We start from the raw sequence: 17,275 nt of genomic DNA on the forward strand, positions 1-17,275 counted from the left end.
TTTGATATCTACGGCAAGGCCGCATACCGTCAATACCCGAAAACCTATTGAGAAAGCCCAAGAAACCGCCGTCGCCGTTCGAAAGCGCCGAGGCTCGCGAGGCGTTCAACACAGCGTTGCGCGCGGCGCGAGAATGGTCTCTTTCTCGTCCGGTCTCGCCGCAAGCTCGTATGGGATCAATTGCTGACGGCGACCTTGCTGATGATACACCTTGTCCCAAGGCAAATTCTCGAGGTGTGTCGCCTCGACCATGTCCTCGGACTCGGCGTCACGATAGCGCTGTGCGAGATCCTCCATGAGCTGTATTTCTCGGCGCGAGAAGTGCTGTGAAGAGAACGGAATTTGAGGCGTGATGACCAGCATCGTTTGCCGGCCCTGTCTGATCGCACGCTCCTCGAAATGCACCGCTGCCGCCATGTCGGGCCCAGGCGCCTCGATTTCATCGAAAAGGATCGCCGGCACTGGCCCCATTTGCCATGCAAAATAATCAAGCCCCGTGACGCTGCGTCCCGTTGCCTTAAAATGTTCGAAGTCAAGAAAATACAGGAGCTTAAAAAGCTTCACCTTCCCGCATTTTCTCGTTTCATGAGCGAAGAAGATGATCGCGTGGATCAACTTCTCGCGATCGTGCGAAATAAGCATGGCGCTGGTTCCTCGCTGCACCCGCACCGGAAACGCCGACGAATGCCTAATCTCAAAAAGGATAGCGTTTCGTGAATCCCCCGGCAACTTTAGCGATCCGGCTGGCGACGACCGGGCTTTTTCGCGTGTGAGGAGCGGCTTTTGCGTATCGGCGGACATGGGAGCGCGGCAACGGCTCCGCGGAGCGGGTTATGCTCCTAGGGGCCTGAGGAAAGGGAGCGATGACTTTAGACAAGCTCAGACGAGAAGTTGAAGCCTATAACCGCCGCGTCGCGCATGCGAGCGAATGCCGCGCATGGAGCGATTTTGTCATCGACTGCCGCAACAAATACGGCGTCGTGCCTTGGCATAACAAGGCCGCGGGAATTGAGCCGTCGCAGGATTTTGTCGATTATTGGCTTGCCGTCACGAACGGCAAAAATCACGAATACGACGCTACGACGGGCGACCGGACTTAAATTCTGAGCGCAGCAAAGAAGATGGAGGCACATGCGCCGGAATGAAGCGGTACTCGTCCACAATCTCCGGTCGGCTGGCCACGACGCCGAAGTTTGGGCTTACGGCCGGAGGAAGATCGCGGGTCGTCGCTACCATTGCGACAGACGGGGGCGAGACACTTGTGATCGAAGCCTCTGGCATACGTGCGCGCGCCGCGCTTTTGTGCCTCCCGAAAGGCGCTCATCTCAAGGTCTTCGGCGAACTAGCCGCTGAAAATTTCAGGGTCGGTCGTGTCGAGCGGCGTTAACTCTTGCTCGCACCTGAGCCATAGGCGCGCCCTCAAAAAGGCGGGCGTCGACGGCGACGAGCCGGGCGTGAAGCTGAAAAAAGGCCCGCGGCTGTGAACCGCGGGCAAAGGAGGCTGTCAGAGTCGCTCTATGTGAGGCGACACCGGTCAACTAGGGCTGAAGCGCGCCGCGGCAAACGGGGCTGCGAGCTTCGTCACGACGGCTTATTCCCGAACGTCGTTTTTGATTTCGACGCCGAGGCAAAATTGCTCGCCTGCGCGTTCCGATGCTAATGCCAACGCAACGCCTCAAAGGGTGAAATCGGCTCAAGCGCCGTCGAAATGTAATACCGACTGTAATACCTCTGGCAAGGATTGTTTTGTAAATATCTGTAATTAATTAGTAATTGTATTGCAAATGGTCGGAGTGAGAGGATTCGAACCTCCGACCCCCTCGTCCCGAACGAGGTGCGCTACCAGGCTGCGCTACACTCCGATTGAAGCGGCCGAAAGCCGCTTTCGGGCCGCTTATAGCCAGAGCCGGATTGCGCCGCAACTGCTTTCAGGCGCGTCACGAGCGGCGCCGCTCAAGTGTGACATAGGCGAAATCCGCCTCGTCCTTTGGGCCGCGCGGCGGCGCTTCGCGCGCGATTTCACGCCAGTCCCGCGGGTCGAGCGTGGGGAAATGCGCGTCGCCGGCGATATCGAGCGCGACTTCGGTGAGTTCGATCATGTCGGTGAGATCGAGAAAGGCGCGATAGATGTCCTCGCCGCCTGCGATGATGATTTCATCGGCGCCGAGCAGGGCGGCGAGCCGGCGCGCCGTCGCCAGAGCCTCGGGCGGGTTCGCCGCCACATGCGCGCCTTCGGCCCTGAAATACGGATCGCGGGTGAGCACCACGCTTTCGCGCCCCGGCAGCGGCCGGCCGATCGATTCGAAGGTGCGCCGCCCCATGATCATCGGTCTGCCCCATGTGCGCGCCTTATAGCGCTTGAGATCGCTCGAGAGCCGCCAAGGGAGGCCATTGGCGACGCCGATCACGCCATTGCGTCCGCGCGCCACGACGGCGACGATTTTTGGCTCCATGGCGGCTACACTGCGATCGGCGCGGCGATCGCCGGCCAGGAATCGTAGTTTTCGACGTTCACGTCTTCATACCGAAAGTCGAAAAGTGAGGTCACGGCCGGGTTGAGCGTCAGACGGGGCAGGGGCCTTGGTTCACGCGAAAGCTGCAGGCGCGCCTGTTCGACATGATTGAGATAGAGGTGAACGTCGCCGAAACTGTGCACGAAATCGCCCGGAACGCAGTCCGTGACCTGCGCGACCATATGGGTCAATAGCGCATAGCTCGCGATGTTGAAGGGCACGCCGAGGAAGACGTCGGCCGAGCGCTGATAGAGCTGGCAGGAGAGCCGCTTCGCGCCGCCGACTTCCGCGACATGGAACTGAAACAGGCAGTGGCAGGGCGGCAGCGCCATTCTGTCGACTTCGGCCGGATTCCACGCCGAGACGATCAGCCGCCGCGAAAATGGATTGCGCCTGATCTCTGCGACGACATTGGCGAGCTGGTCGATATCGTCGCCGTTGGCTGGCCAGCGGCGCCATTGCGCGCCGTAAACCGGGCCGAGTTCGCCGTCGTCGTCGGCCCATTCGTCCCAGATGGTGACGCCGTTCTCGCGCAGATAAGCGACGTTGGTCTCGCCTTTCAGGAACCACAGAAGTTCGTGGATCACCGATTTCAGATGCACGCGCTTCGTCGTCACCAGCGGAAAGCCTTGCGACAGGTCGAAGCGCATCTGATGGCCGAACAGCGACAGCGTTCCGGTGCCGGTGCGATCGTCCTTGCGCGCGCCTTCGCGCAGGATTTTTTCCAGAAGGTCGAGGTACTGGCGCATGTCGCCGAATTAATCCGCTTTTGGATTGAACGCGAGCCCTGATCGGTGGCGACTAAACCTCGCTGGAGCGCTTCCGAAGGCCGACGGCGAGGTTACTGGGGAGGAGGCAAGCGCTTGGCGCGAATGATCGCCGATCGCTGCCCGTGGCTCTCTGCTGCGGCCATCAGCGTTACCATCATGCAATAACCGGCGACTGCGGAAAAACTCGAGACATGCTGACGGCCCCGCGCCGAGCATATTTTACGGAGCCATACGAAGCATTCATAATACCGTAACATAGTTCTGCTCTCGCCTCTGTTATCTCAGGTTTTTACATCCTAATTTTAGGATCAGAGCTTGGGCTCTGATCTAAAATGGAGTGTCGGTTCATGAAAATGCTCCTCGCATTGGCGGTTCTTCTCGCCTCAATCGCGGCAAGCGACTATGCGCTCGCCGCCGGCGGCTCGGACTACAACACCGAGAGCCAGCGGCAGTACGACAGCCACATCTGGCACGGACGCTAAGGCCGCGCCGAACTAAACCGGCGGGCGTCCAGCCGTCTTCGGCAACGGACGCCCGACGCCGTCAGGCTGCGGGAAATCAGCTCGGCCCTGGCCCTCAAATCTCTCCCACGCGCCCTCATAAGTTGCGGCTGACCGCGGCCAGGCCTTTGCGCTGACGAGCCGCTGTTCCTATATATTCGCCGCTAGGGGAGCGTCGCTCTCCGGATGGGGAGCGCGGCTCTCCGCAGATGAGGACAACACAATGTCGCGTCTCTTCGCGTTTAAGCGCGGATCGCTGATTTCTCTCGCCCTTGCGGCGCTGCTGGCGCTTGCGCCGGCCATCGCCGAGGCGCGAATGGGCGGCGGCGGCAGCTTCGGCAGCCGCGGCTTTCGCACCTGGTCGGCGCCGCCTTCGACCCGAACCATGCCGGGAACGGCGTCGCCCTTCCAGCGCAGCGTCACGCCGCGGCCTTCGCCCGGCATGGCCGGCCCGATGTCGCAACCCGGCGGCGCTTTTGGCGGCGGCTTCGGCCGCGGGCTTCTCGGCGGACTGGCCGGCGGCCTGCTTGGCGCGGGCCTCTTCGGCCTGCTGACCGGCCATGGCCTCTTCGGCGGCATGATGGGCTTCGCCTCGGTCATCGGCCTGCTGCTGCAGATCGCTCTGCTGGTCTTCCTGGCGCGGCTCGCCTTCAATTGGTTCACGCGCCGCAACGCCAATGCGATGGCCGGCGCCGGTCATCGTCCGAGCCCCGGCTTCACGTCGCCCTTCACCGCGCGCGCGCCTTTCGGGGCGGCCGGCTTCGGCTCGGGCGCCGCGCCGGAAGCGGCGATGGCGAAGCCGATCCGGCTCGCAGCCGAGGACTTCAACGCCTTCGAGCGCCTGCTCGGCGAAACCCAGGCGGCCTATAGCCGCGAGGACGTTGGCGCGCTGCGCGGCATGTCCACGCCTGAAATGGCCTCCTATTTCGACGACGAACTGGAGGAGAACCGGCGCAAGGGCGTCGTCAACCGCGTTTCGGACGTAAAGCTCCTGCAGGGCGATCTCTCCGAAGCTTGGCGCGAAGGCGTCGACGAATATGCCACCGTCGCCATGCGCTTCTCGCTAAAGGACGAGATGCTGGATCGCGCCACCAGCAAACCGGCGCCAGGCTGGGAGGGACAGCCGGAGACCACCGAGGCCTGGACGTTCCGCCGGCCAGCCGGCGCCGGCGCCCAGGATTGGAAACTGTCGGCGATCCAGCAGGCGGCGTAAGCTTCCACATTCGCTGGGAACTTTGGCCCCTCCCCGAAAGGGAGGGGTCTTTCGTGTGGGCGGGACGAAAATTTTGAAGCGCGCGCCTGCCATGACGGACGAACTTTCGGCGCTCCCGATCGACGATGCGCTGCCGGCGATCCGCGCGGCTTTGGCGGCGCCAGGCAATCTCGTCATCGTTGCGCCGCCCGGCGCCGGCAAGACCACGCGCGTGCCGCTCGAACTGCTCGACGCCGACTGGGCCAAAGGCCGTAAGCTCATTCTGCTGGAGCCCCGTCGACTCGCCGCCCGCGCCGCGGCCGGCCGCATGGCGGCGACGCTCGGCGAGAGCGTCGGCGAAACGATCGGCCTGCGCATGCGGCTTGATTCGAAAGTCTCGGCGCGAACCCGAGTCGAGGTGGTCACCGAGGGCGTGTTCGCGCGGATGATCCTCGACGACGCGGCGCTTGAGGGCGTCGCCGGCGTATTGTTCGACGAATATCACGAGCGCTCGCTCGACGCCGATCTCGGCCTGGCGCTGGCGCTCGACGCGCAGGCGGGGTTGCGCGACGACCTGCGGCTTATCGCGATGTCGGCGACGCTCGACGGCGCGCGCGTCGCCGGGCAGATGGGCGCGCAAATCGTCGAAAGCGCGGGACGCGCCTTTCCGATCGAGACGATTTATCTCGGACGCGACGACGCGCGCATCGAGGATGCGATGACGCGCGCGGTACTTCGAGCGCTGCGCGACGAGGGAGGCTCGATTCTCGCCTTCCTGCCGGGGCAGGGCGAGATCATGCGCGTCGCGTCGCGACTTGCCGAGTCCCGCATGCCGGACAATGTCGATGTCGCGCCGCTCTATGGCGCGCTCGATCGCGGCGCGCAGGACCGGGCGATTGCGGCGGCGCCGCCCGGCCGTCGAAAAATCGTGCTCGCGACATCGATCGCGGAAACGTCGCTCACCATCGAAGGCGTGCGCGTCGTCGTCGACAGCGGCCTCGCGCGCGCGCAGCGTTTCGAGCCAGATCTCGGACTGTCGCGGCTTGAAACCATTCGAGCCGCCCGCGCCAGCGTCGATCAGCGCCGCGGCCGCGCCGGCCGCACCGAACCCGGCGTCTGCTACCGCCTGTGGGACGAGCCGCAGACGGCGTCGCTGCCGGCCTTCGCAGCGCCTGAAATTCTCGACGCCGATCTTTCCGGACTGGCGCTTGAACTCGCCGCCTGGGGGATAAGCGATCCCGATCGGCTCAACTGGCTCGATCCGCCGCCGACGCCCGCCTGGAAGGAGGCGGTCGCGCTCGACCGCGAACTCGGCGCGCTCGACGGCGATGACCGACTCACGGACATGGGTCGGGCGATGCGCGCGCTGCCGCTTGCGCCGCGGCTGGCGCGGATGGTGGTCGAAGCGGCTAGGGACGGCGAGGCGAAGCGCGCCGCCGAACTCGCGATGCTGCTGTCCGAACGCGGCCTCGGCGGCGGCGACGCCGACCTTTCGCATCGGCTCGATCGCCTGCACAGCGAACACTCCAAGCGCGCGGGCGACGCGCTGCGTCTCGCTGTGCAATGGGCGAAGTTGGCGAGCGCGGCGGCTGGTGGATTGCCCCCACCCCAGCCCTCCCCTCCTTGCGCGGGAGAGGGAGCAGGCGTCGCTCTTCATCGAGAGAGCGCGAAAGGCCGATCGTTGGCGTCCCCTCTCCCGCGAAGCGGGGGAGGGACAGGGAGAGGGCTCTTTTCCGAAGGCGCGCTGATCGCGCTTGCCTATCCCGACCGCATCGCCAAATCGCGCGGCGCGCGCGGCGAATTCCTGATGGCGAATGGCCGCGCCGCGATATTGCCCATCGAAGACCCATTGTCGCGCGCACCGTTCCTTGCGGTCGCCGAACTAACCGGCCGGGCGGCGCAGGCGCGCATTCTCGCCGCCTGCTCGCTGACGGCCGAGGAGGTCGAGGCGATCGCCGGCGACCGCATCGAGACTCGCGACGAGACGATCTTCGACCCGGCGAGCGCGAGCCTGCGGCGGCGCGCCTTTCGGCGTCTCGGCGCGATACGGCTTTCCGAGCGCAATCTGGCGGTAGAGGCGTGCGAAGAAAACGTGCGACTGCTCGCGCGCGGCGTCGCCGGCCTCGGCCTGGCGCGCTTGCCGTGGTCGAAATCGCAGACGCAACGGCGCGACCGCGTCGCCTTCCTTCGCCGCGCCGAAGGCGAGGAATGGCCCGATCTTTCCGACGCCGCTTTGGCGGCAAGCGCCGAAGACTGGCTCGCGCCTTTCATCCTAGGGCGCGCGTCGCTTGCGGAGATTACGACCGACGATATTGAAGCGGCGCTAGCGCAGCTTCTCCCCTACGAAATGGCGCGCAGGCTCGATTCCGAAGCGCCGGCCTATTTCGAGACCCCTGCCGGCGCGCGCCATGTGTTGGATTATTCAACCGAGAACGGACCGATCCTCGCGGTGCGCGTGCAGGAGCTTTACGGCCTTTCAAGCCATCCGACGCTTGCGCGCGGTCGCGCGGCCTTGACGCTGGAGCTGTTATCTCCCGCGCATCGGCCGATCCAGACGACGCGCGATCTGCCGAGCTTCTGGAAAGGCTCGTGGAACGAGGTGAAGAAGGAGATGAGAGGGCGCTACCCGCGCCATCTCTGGCCCGACGATCCGGCCGCCGCCCAGCCGACGACCCGCGCCAAGCCGCGGGGCCAATAGCCTGCGGGTCATAGCCGGCTGATTTATTCGTTTGGACGGTGTCATTCCCGGCAGGCCGAAGGCCTGACCGGGAATCCAGAGCCGACGCGAAAATGCTGGCCGTGCTCTGGATTCCCGATCGCTCGCTTCGCGAGCGTCGAGAATGACAGCCCAACGAATCAAGCGGATTTGGTATCACGCACTTTGGCCCGTCTCAGCGCGACTGCATCCGCTTCATCTGATCGCGCATCTTCATGATGTCTTCCATGTTGATGGTCTTCGGCACGCCGGGAATTGAAGGCATGTTGGGCATGACGATATCGCCGGGCTTTTGTCCCTGCTTGCAGGGGCCAAGCCATGTGGCTGTGAGCGTAATATCTGATTTGGACATGCCATGCATTGGCGGCTCGTAGCTCATATGGATTTCGCCGCGATAATTCGAATCGAAGGACCCCGTGAAGCGGCCTTGCGTCGTCGCGACGCTCTTGCCGATCTTGCAGACCGATTTGACGACATAGGAGTCGCCTTCCTTGGCCCAGCTCATCTGCTCGCACCGGGATTGGGCTTCGCCCAACCCCGCTTTAAGAAGGCTGTCGGTTTTCTCGTCGATACAATTCTGGATCGCGCCGATCGGCGAGGGTTTTCCATTCAATTCTGAATGAATTTCCCAAAGTCCGGGTTTTCGCCGGGGCGGCTCCTCGGCTGCGCCTGCGACGGCCGGAGCCAGCAGTAAGGCGATGGAAAGGGGGAGAATTCCTGTTGCGCGCATATTTGCTCCCATTGTCGTCATCCGCCCGCCGCGCTCACGATATTTTGCCGGCGCGGCGCGACGGTGTAAACGATGCGCCGAAGCGACCTTCGACGCATCCAAGGATCATCTATGTTTCCCAAGCCCGTAGCGAATTTGCGCCCCAACACATTCGAATATGAAGAGGCGCCGCTGATCAAATCGACCGGCTTTCGCGAATATGACGCGCGCTGGCTGTTTGGCGCCGAGCTCAATCTGATGGGCGTGCAGGCGCTTGGCATGGGCCTCGGCGCGCTGCTGCGCGACATGGGCGTCGCGCCGGAAATCGTCGTCGGCCATGATTATCGCAGCTATTCCTCGTCGATCAAACTGGCGCTGGTGAGCGGGCTCATGGCGGCCGGCGTGCGCGTCCGCGACATCGGCCTCGCGCTGTCGCCGATGGCCTATTTCGCGCAGTTCGATCTCGATGTCGCCGCCGTGGCGATGGTGACGGCCTCTCATAACGACAATGGCTGGACCGGCGTGAAAATGGGCGCGCGGCGGCCGGTGACCTTTGGGCCGGAGGAAATGAGCCGCTTAAAGGAGATCGTTCTCGCCGGCGAATTTCACGAGGCGGAGGGCGGCTCCTATCGCTACATCGAAAATTTCGGCGCGCGTTACATCGACGATCTGACGCGCCGGCCGCCCTTCGCGCGCAAGATGAAGGTCGTCGCCGCCTGCGGCAACGGCACCGCCGGCGCCTTCGCGCCGCAGATGCTGGAGCGCCTCGGCTGCGAAGTCATCCCGCTCGATGTGGAGCCGGATTATACTTTTCCGCGCTACAATCCCAATCCCGAAGACTTGCACATGCTGCACGCCATCGCCGACAAGGTGCGCGAGACCGGCGCCTGCGTCGGCCTTGGCTTCGACGGCGACGGCGATCGTTGCGGCGTCGTCGACAATAATGGCGAGGAGATTTTCGCCGACAAAATCGGCGTGATGCTGGCACGGGATCTCTCGAAGGTCCATCCCAATTCGTCATTCGTGGTCGATGTGAAGTCGACCGGTCTCTTCGCGACGGACCCCGAGCTTGTCGCGCGCGGCGTCGTCACCGAATATTGGAAGACCGGACATTCCTACATCAAACGCCGGGTCAGTGAGAAAAAGGCGCTCGCCGGCTTCGAGAAGTCCGGCCACTTCTTCTTCAACGAGCCGATCGGGCGCGGCTATGACGATGGGCTGCTCACCGCCATCCATGTGCTTGAAATGCTCGACCGCAATCCGACCAAGTCCATGGCCGATCTCTATGCCGAACTTCCGAAAACCTGGGGCTCGCCGACGATGTCGCCGCATTGCGACGACGAGAAGAAATATGGCGTCATCGACAAGGTGACGGCGCGCATCGAGGCGATGCGCGCGAAGGGCGAACCGATCATCGGACAGCCCATCCGCGACGTTGTTACGATCAATGGCGTGCGGGTAACGGCGGCCGACGGCACATGGGGGCTCGTGCGGGCGTCGTCCAACAAGCCGGAGCTGGTGGTCGTCGTCGAGAGCCCGGTGTCGCAAGCGCGAATGAAGGAAATGTTTACGGCGATCGACGCCGTGTTGCGCGAAAATCCCGAGGTCGGCGCCTATAATCAGACGATATAATCTCAGCGCTGCAACGCGATGTTCGACGCCTCTCGACAAATCGGGGGGGCCGAAGATGGGCGTGGTATGAATTCCGGCTCATCGGTTCGCTTGGATCTTGTCATTCCCGGCAAGCCGAAGGCCTGACTGGGACTCCAGAGCCGCGGCAAGAATTCTCAGTTTGCTCCGGATTCCCGATCGCGCGCGTTGCGAGCGTCGGGAATGACAACCGAGCCGTTTCAACGGATGTCGTATGATGCTTCGTCCGCTCCTCGCCGATGTCGCGAAATTCCTGCGGTTCTATTCGCGCCTTCCGATCGGCGACGGCGCCCATGCGCCGCTCGATTTCGCGCGAATGGCGCCGGCGCTGCCGATCGCCGGCGCCGCGATCGGCGCCACTGGCGCCGCAGCTTTGGCGGTTGCGCGCATCTGTCATCTTCCTTCGCTCGTCTGCGCGCTCGTCTCTGTCGCGGTTCTCGTGGTCGCGACCGGCGCGTTGCATGAGGATGGGCTCGCGGATGTCGCCGACGGTTTCGGCGGCGGCGCGACGCGCGAGTCGAAACTCGAGATCTTGCGCGACAGCCGGATCGGAACCTATGGCGTTCTGGCGCTGTGCATCTCCGTCTTGCTTCGTGTCGCCGCGCTCGCGTCAATTCTCGAGCGAAGCGTTACGCTCGCGGCCCTCGCGCTCATCTTCGCCGGCGCCTTGTCGCGCGTCGCCGGATTGGCGCCGATGCTGTGGCTTCAACCGGCGCGCGCCGATGGGCTGGGCGCGAAGGTCGCTGCGCCGTCGCGGAGCGCTTGGATCCGGGCCTGCCTGATCGCCGCCGCGATCGGTCTTGCGCCCTGGCTTTCTGGAGCGAGCGCCGGCCAGATCGCGGTCGCGATCATCGCCGCCTTCGCCGTGGCGGCGCTAGTCGCGAAGCTCGCGCAAGAGGAGATCGGCGGATACACCGGCGATGTGCTCGGCGCCGCGCAGCAACTTGCCGAGATCGCGGTTCTAACAGCACTTTCGGCGGCGTGAGCCCTTATCCGGTTTCGGCGAATTCGGCGCGGCGCGCCGTGGCGGCGCGTATTTCGTCGACCGCGCGAAGCAGCGTTTCGACTCCCGCGCCGGGCTGGACGGCGTCGAGCGCCAGCCGTCGACGGAATGACCGCGCGCCCGGCATTCCGGCGAAAAGTCCGAGAAGATGGCGCGTCATGTTGGCGAGCCGTTCTCCCTTTGCCAATTGTCGCTCGACATAGGGAAGAAACTTGTCGACGGCGTCGAAGAGGTCGGTCGCCGGGGCAGGGACCCCAAATAATTGCCGATCGACCTTAAGCAGCAAGGCCGGATCATGATAGGCCGCGCGCCCGATCATTACGCCGTCGACGAATGTCAGCTGCTCCTCGATCTGCGGCATGCGGGTGAGCCCGCCATTGATCGCGATCGGCACGTCCGGCAGCGCCCGCTTGAGACGATGCACGAGCGCATAGTCCAATGGCGGCACGTCCCGGTTCTCTTTCGGCGAGAGACCCTTGAGCCAGGCCTTGCGCGCATGTACGAACAGCGCGTCGGCGCCATTCGCGACACAAGCCTCAGCAAGCGCGAACAGGGCCTGTTCAGGATCCTGATCATCGACGCCGATACGGCATTTCACCGTGACGGGAATGGCGACGGCGTCCTTCATCGATTTAACGCAGTCGCCGACGAGCGCCGGTTCGCGCATCAGACAGGCGCCAAACGCGCCGTTCTGAACCCGATCGGACGGGCAGCCGACGTTGAGATTGACTTCCCGATAGCCGAACGTTTCGACAATGGCTGCGGCCTTTGCGAGCGCCGCAGGCTCGGCGCCGCCGAGCTGCAGGGCGACGGGTTGTTCGAAGGGGTCGAAAGCCATCAGCCGCGCCCGGTCGCCGTGGATCACCGCGCCGGTCGTGAGCATTTCAGTATAAAGCCTCGCGCGGCGCGACAGCAGGCGGTGGAAGTATCGGCAGTGCCGATCCGTCCAATCCATCATCGGCGCCACGGAAAAGCGGATGTCTGAGGCGCACAGCGTCATTGGCGGGGGTGCCTTGTCATGGGCGGCAACCTGCCGTACCAACGCTCCGCAACGCAAGGAAAACGTGGCGGCGCGGCGCGCGCCCGGAGGCGGAATGAAAGCAAAAATCGACGCATATCTGCTCAAGGAGCTCAATCGCGAGCTGTGCGATCTCGAGCAGTATGACGTCGATCCCCGCACGCGGTACTTTCATGGCAAGGCGCTGGAGCTCTATTGGACGCTCTCGCGCGTGCTTGGCCTTGGCCGCCTGCACGACGGGCGTTGGCGAACGCCCGATCCCGCCAAGGCGCAGGCGCTGCGCACGCGGTTAGAAGGGGACATTCCCGCTCCCGCCGAGCGCAATCGGCTGCTCATCGACATGACGGCGACGCATCGCTTCGGCGGCCATTCGGGCGTGCAGCGCGTCGTGCGCGAAATCGCGCGGGCCTGCGTCGAAAGCGGCGAGGGGATTCCGGTCTATCTCGAAGCCGGCCGGCTACATGGCAAATTCAAGCACGACAAGTTGCCTGACGACATCGAATTGCAGCCGGGCGACACGCTGCTCCTTCTCGATTCCGGATGGGGCTTTGTCGATGAGTATCCGCCGCTGTTGGATGCGGCGCGCGAGGCTGGCGTTGAAGTCGTCGGCTGTCTCTACGACCTCATCCCGCTGCGTTATCCCGCCGCCACCGCGTTGAAGAACAGCGCGCCTTTCGCGTCCTGGTTCGAAAAGATTCTGCTGCGGTGCGACGCGATCGTCTGCATCTCGCAAAGCGTCGTGCAGGACCTCGTCGTCTATCTGCGCGAAGAGGGGCTTGCGCCGCCCGCCAATATGCGCATTGGCTGGTGGCCGCTCGGCGCCGATTTTGGCGCGGTCGCGCCCGGCGCGCCGTCAAAGACAGCGGAGCAAATCGCCACGGCGCCGACGCCGTTCTTCATGAGCGTCGGCACGCTCGAACCGCGCAAGGCCTATCCGATCGCTTTGGACGCATTCGAGCTTCTCTGGTCGCAGGGCTGCGACGCGCGTTACGTCATCGTCGGCCGGCCAGGGTGGAACACGCGGGCGCTGCAGCGCCGCATCCGACAGCATCAGGAGTTCGGACGCCGGCTGTTCTGGCTCGACAATGCCAGCGACGCCGATCTTTCCTATCTCTATCCGCGCGCGCGCGCGTTGATCTTCCCGTCCTTCGTCGAAGGGTTCGGCATGCCGCTGATCGAAGCGGCGCATTACGGCGCGCCGGTCATCGCGAGCGACATTCCGGTGTTTCGAGAAGTCGGCGGCGATAGCGTCGTCTATTTCGATCTTCTCGACGCGGTGTCGCTCGCGGCCCGCATCAGCGAGATCGGCGAGGAAAGGAAAGAGACGCACAGCGGCCTTCCTGTTCTGCGTTGGCGCGACTCAGCTGCGATGCTGGCGACGATGCTGCGCGAAAACGCCTATCAGCTCGACGTGGCGACCCTAAGCGACGCGCTCGCCAGCAAGGACGCCCGTGCGCCAAAAGACAAGGTTGGGGCCTATCTCCTCTCGCAGCTTTATAACGAAGTCTGCGAGCGCAGCGGTCAGCCTCTCGATGCTCGGCTGAGTTGGGCGTATGACCGTGCGCGCGAATTTTATTGGACGGCCTCGCGCCTTATTCGCGTTGCGCGCAAATGGGTCGGCGCGGCGCCGCAGACGCAACAGAAGCAGCCCCCGGACTGGATGATCGTCGAGCCGAGCGCTGCTAAGTCCAGCCGAGGAAGGCTGTTGATCGACGTCACCACGACTTGGCGCGCCGATGTGAAGACCGGGATTCAACGAGTCGTGCGCGAGGTCGTAAAAGCGTCCCTCGACGGCGGCCGCGGCCTGCCCGTGGCGATCGTCGATGGCCGACTGAGCTTCTTTTCGTGCGACGCGCCACAGCCGCAGCCGGTCACGATCGAGCCCGGCGACAAATTTCTCTTGTTGGACGCCGGATGGATCTTTGTCGAAGAATACGACTCGGTCCTGGAATCGGTGAGAGCTCAGGGCGGAGAGATCATTGTATGTCTCTATGATCTGTTTCCCCTGGTGTATGCCGCAGCCTTTCCCTATTCGCTGCAAATCGATTTTCGTAAATGGTTTGAGCGCGTGATCCTTCGCGCCGACCATATCGTCGCCATTTCGCACAGCGTCGCACGCGCCTATGAGAATTATTGCGCCGAGCACAGCTCTGTGCGCAAGGACGGGCAGACTTTACGGGTATGGTGGCTGGGCGCGGATTTTTCGAATTATATTCAGTCGTCGCCAACGACGCGCGTGCGCGCCATCAGCGAGGCCCGACGGCCCTTCTTCCTCAGCGTCGGAACGCTCGCCCCGAATAAGGGACAGGCGCTATGTCTTGCCGCTTTTGAAAAATTATGGGCTGCGGGCGTCGACGCGACATTGGCGATTGTCGGTCGACCAGGCTGGAACACAACCGCTTTGGCGCGGAGCCTGCGGGAGCATCCTGAGCATGGACGGCGATTGTTTTGGCTGAGCGACGCAAGCGACGCCGAATTGCAATCTCTTTATCGCAGCGCGCGCGCCGTTATCTGCGCGTCCTATGCCGAAGGATTTGGATTGCCTCTCATAGAGGCGGCGCATGCCGGCGCCCCTGTGATCGCGAGCGACATCGAAATTTTTCACGAGGTCGGAGGCGATGCGATTACGTATTTCGATATGCTCGATCCCGAGTCGTTGAAGGAGCGGATTGTTGAAGTCCTCGCTTCGGAAAAGCGCGCGCATCCGCTGCCGGCGCTATCGTGGAAAGAATCGACGCAGAACCTTTTGGATATGGGGATCGGCGCAGACGTTCGCGACGCCGCAATTTAGTTTCCTGAATACGTATTTAGCACGGCGATCCGATAGTCGCGTCCGTGGAAAATGCTTTAATTCTCCTGCGTCGGCGCGCCGAGCTCGAAGCTGATCCCCTGCATTTTAAGATGCGCCCAATTCTTGAGGTCTTTCACGGTGAAGCCCTTCAAGAACGGATTTCCATTGACGATTTTCACGCGCGCTTTGGCCGGCTGTCCGTCGACGCTGGCCATCACCGTCGCGGCGTCGACCTCTTCAGGCGCGGACAGGATCGCCACCGCGCCGCCCGGTCCGGCAAAATGCGCGAGATAGAGCGATCCGGGCGTGACGGGCAGGCCCTTCTTCAACAGGATCGAGCTGTTTTGCTCGACATAGCGCGCGGTCATTTCGTGGGAAATCTCGGGGTCCTTGCGCAGGTCGAGAATTTCTTTGTCGCTCTTCGCGCTGGCAAGGTCGGGACGGTGTTTCTTGATCAGCTCCATCCATGTGGCGTTGATGAACTGTCCCAGTCCGACCGCGGAAGAAAATTTGTTTCGCGCTTCGGCAATTCCCTGCGACTCGGACATGACGATCCTGTCGACCAAAGACTTGAGCGACGACGACGCCTGATCGGGAAACAGCGAAAAATGGAAGTCGTGGAAATGCAGTTTCAATCCGAATCCGACCGCGAAAATCAACAACAGCACGCTGGGAGAAATTCGGATGCCGCGATCGTCGTCGGCGTGCTTTCGGGGAGCTTGGAACCCCTCGTCCTTCAGGGGCGCGGTCAGGCTGATGTAGTCCGCCGCCCGTGGTTGCAACCGAAGCCCGCCTTTGAGAGACGACAGAAGGTCCTGCAGCGCCTGGTCGTCGAATCCGAGGTTGATCTTGATCTCGACCTTTTCCTGGGGGTCCGGGGTCTCACGGGCGGAGATCAATGTCGCAGGACCGCAGGCCAAGATTGCGCCCGCGGTCTCAAGGTCGGCTGGCGCAGCCTTTTCCTCGCGCGTTGGCTTTCTCTCGTCGGCGGACGTCTCGTTTGGCGCGCCTGGCTCGACCATTGCGTTGCTCCTCGCTCGCGCGACGACTATCGAACGGCGAATGAGGGGAGCAGCATCCCGTTATGAAAGCGTAAACGATGGTCAGCGGGAGGCGCTCTCGCCCGCGAGCGGCGTAGAAACGCTCTCGGCGCCCGAAATTTCGCCTTAATTCTGCAAGCGCTCGCCGGCGGCTTGTCCAACGGCGACGATCTGATCTAACATTTCGCGACGGCGGTCTCGGCTGCGATACCGACAGCCGCCGGCAATTGCGATGAAATGCGATGTTGTCGCCAATTTTTGGAGACGAGTATGACCGCGAAAGGCACAAATGTTTTTTCAGACGTTTTTGCGAAAGAGATTGTAGATATCAACAATCGTCGGCGGACATTGGGACGACCTCAAATTCCGACCGAAAAAGTAAAGCCCACAACCAACCATGAAATTGTTGGCTTGGCGCTTTCCGGCGGCGGCATCCGATGCGCCGCCTTCTGCATGGGCGCGCTCCAGGGTCTCGACAGCGCTGGTTTGATCAACCGGCTGGATTATCTTTCAACCGTATCGGGCGGCGGCTATATCGGCTCGGCGATGACGCTTGCCATGTCAAAAGATGAAGGCAGATTTCCCTTCGATCCGGCGAACAGCTTTGACGGCGAAACGCGCTACACCAAGCATATTCGGGATAATTCGCGCTATCTCGTGCCGAAAGGGCTAAAGTCGGTTCCGGTTTTCTTGGCGATATATTTTAGAGGGCTGCTCTCCGGCGCGCTCATCGCTCTCCCGATCCTGCTTTTTTTGTCGGCGCTCACCATCTTCTTTGTCCCGACATATAGCGATCTCGAATCGAGAGGGTTTGTTGGAGTCGGATTGGCCGGGCTCCTGGGCGACAACCCGTTTCCATTCACGACGGCCGTGACCTTGGTCGTTTCTGGTCTGCTGATCATATACGCATTGGCGGCCCATGGGCCGCCGCAGAATATCCGCCGGCCGATCGCCGCAGGTTTCGGCGTCCTCGTCACTGTTGTTTTGGCGGCGCTTATCGTCGAAATACAGCCGAAGTTCATTCTTGCCGAGTTCGACCCGGGCGGCGCCAGCGGCGCCGTCGCCAAGCGCGTTCTCGAAATATCGAAGTACTATTCCATGATTGCGGCGGTGGCGAGCCCGATCGTCGTGCCCTTTATGAATCTCATCGCAAAGTCAGCGGTCGACCAGAAAAAGGACAAGCTAACCCAGAGGGCGCTCAAACTCGCGAGCAAGCTCGTGATCTATATTGTCGCGCTCTTCGTCCCCTTAGAGCCGATCCTGAAAGAAGTTGAGTCGAAAGAGTCGGTTGTGATTCTCTTGCGAAGAGGATGATTCGCAAGGGAGTTGCGGATGTGGAAGCCGGAGCATCGCGTCTTGGCCGATCGTCGCGG

Annotated in this window: 14 protein-coding genes and 1 tRNA gene; 8 read left to right on the forward strand and 7 right to left on the reverse strand. The window is 62.7% G+C overall.

Annotation, left to right across the window (positions count from 1 at the left end; genetic code table 11):
- Positions 1-105 precede the first annotated feature (105 nt).
- Positions 106-801: a Panacea domain-containing protein gene (locus tag AB7I51_RS15385; protein ID WP_428405192.1), complete on the reverse strand. Its 696-nt coding sequence runs from the start codon at positions 799-801 to the stop codon at positions 106-108.
- Positions 802-863: 62 nt separating this feature from the next.
- On the opposite strand from AB7I51_RS15385, the gene AB7I51_RS15390 reads away from it, so the two are divergent.
- Complete coding sequence (locus AB7I51_RS15390) at positions 864-1,100, forward strand: hypothetical protein (protein ID WP_428405193.1); 237 nt, start codon at positions 864-866, stop codon at positions 1,098-1,100.
- Between the two features lie 685 nt (positions 1,101-1,785).
- On the opposite strand, the gene AB7I51_RS15395 is transcribed toward AB7I51_RS15390, so the two are convergent.
- From AB7I51_RS15395 to AB7I51_RS15405, 3 genes are all read right to left on the reverse strand, one after another.
- A tRNA-Pro gene (locus AB7I51_RS15395) sits at positions 1,786-1,862 on the reverse strand.
- Positions 1,863-1,937: 75 nt separating this feature from the next.
- Positions 1,938-2,453: a dihydrofolate reductase gene (locus AB7I51_RS15400; protein WP_428405194.1), complete on the reverse strand. Its 516-nt coding sequence runs from the start codon at positions 2,451-2,453 to the stop codon at positions 1,938-1,940.
- Positions 2,454-2,458: 5 nt separating this feature from the next.
- Positions 2,459-3,262: a thymidylate synthase gene (locus AB7I51_RS15405; RefSeq protein ID WP_428405195.1), complete on the reverse strand. Its 804-nt coding sequence runs from the start codon at positions 3,260-3,262 to the stop codon at positions 2,459-2,461.
- Between the two features lie 368 nt (positions 3,263-3,630).
- Here AB7I51_RS15405 and AB7I51_RS15410 point away from each other — a divergent pair, with 368 nt between their 5' ends.
- From AB7I51_RS15410 to hrpB, 3 genes are all read left to right on the forward strand, one after another.
- Positions 3,631-3,765 (forward strand): hypothetical protein, encoded by a 135-nt coding sequence (locus tag AB7I51_RS15410; protein WP_428405196.1) that lies wholly within the window; start codon positions 3,631-3,633, stop codon positions 3,763-3,765.
- Positions 3,766-4,006: 241 nt separating this feature from the next.
- A complete protein-coding gene (locus AB7I51_RS15415) occupies positions 4,007-4,996 on the forward strand; it encodes a TIM44-like domain-containing protein (protein WP_428406320.1) in 990 nt (329 codons plus the stop codon).
- A gap of 91 nt (positions 4,997-5,087) precedes the next feature.
- On the forward strand, positions 5,088-7,673 hold the full coding sequence (hrpB, locus tag AB7I51_RS15420) for an ATP-dependent helicase HrpB (protein WP_428405198.1): 2,586 nt from the start codon (positions 5,088-5,090) through the stop codon (positions 7,671-7,673).
- Between the two features lie 193 nt (positions 7,674-7,866).
- On the opposite strand, the gene AB7I51_RS15425 is transcribed toward hrpB, so the two are convergent.
- Positions 7,867-8,442 (reverse strand): DUF3617 domain-containing protein, encoded by a 576-nt coding sequence (locus AB7I51_RS15425; RefSeq protein ID WP_428405199.1) that lies wholly within the window; start codon positions 8,440-8,442, stop codon positions 7,867-7,869.
- A 90-nt stretch (positions 8,443-8,532) separates the two neighbouring features.
- Here AB7I51_RS15425 and AB7I51_RS15430 point away from each other — a divergent pair, with 90 nt between their 5' ends.
- Positions 8,533-10,032 (forward strand): phosphomannomutase/phosphoglucomutase, encoded by a 1,500-nt coding sequence (locus tag AB7I51_RS15430; protein WP_428405200.1) that lies wholly within the window; start codon positions 8,533-8,535, stop codon positions 10,030-10,032.
- A gap of 235 nt (positions 10,033-10,267) precedes the next feature.
- Entirely contained in the window at positions 10,268-11,035 is a 768-nt protein-coding gene (gene cobS / locus AB7I51_RS15435) for an adenosylcobinamide-GDP ribazoletransferase (RefSeq protein WP_428405205.1), read from the forward strand.
- 4 nt (positions 11,036-11,039) lie between these two features.
- Here cobS and dusA read toward each other — a convergent pair whose 3' ends face one another.
- Positions 11,040-12,053: a tRNA dihydrouridine(20/20a) synthase DusA gene (gene dusA / locus AB7I51_RS15440; RefSeq protein ID WP_428405201.1), complete on the reverse strand. Its 1,014-nt coding sequence runs from the start codon at positions 12,051-12,053 to the stop codon at positions 11,040-11,042.
- Between the two features lie 94 nt (positions 12,054-12,147).
- Here dusA and AB7I51_RS15445 point away from each other — a divergent pair, with 94 nt between their 5' ends.
- Positions 12,148-14,862, forward strand: coding sequence for a glycosyltransferase family 4 protein (locus tag AB7I51_RS15445; protein ID WP_428405202.1), 2,715 nt, complete (start codon positions 12,148-12,150; stop codon positions 14,860-14,862).
- Between the two features lie 56 nt (positions 14,863-14,918).
- Here AB7I51_RS15445 and AB7I51_RS15450 read toward each other — a convergent pair whose 3' ends face one another.
- Entirely contained in the window at positions 14,919-15,884 is a 966-nt protein-coding gene (locus AB7I51_RS15450) for a hypothetical protein (protein WP_428405203.1), read from the reverse strand.
- Positions 15,885-16,313: 429 nt separating this feature from the next.
- On the opposite strand from AB7I51_RS15450, the gene AB7I51_RS15455 reads away from it, so the two are divergent.
- Positions 16,314-17,216 (forward strand): patatin-like phospholipase family protein, encoded by a 903-nt coding sequence (locus tag AB7I51_RS15455; protein WP_428405204.1) that lies wholly within the window; start codon positions 16,314-16,316, stop codon positions 17,214-17,216.
- The last annotated feature ends 59 nt before the right edge of the window (positions 17,217-17,275 follow it).

This window comes from Methylocystis sp., from assembly GCF_050246715.1.
Lineage (GTDB): Bacteria > Pseudomonadota > Alphaproteobacteria > Rhizobiales > Beijerinckiaceae > Methylocystis.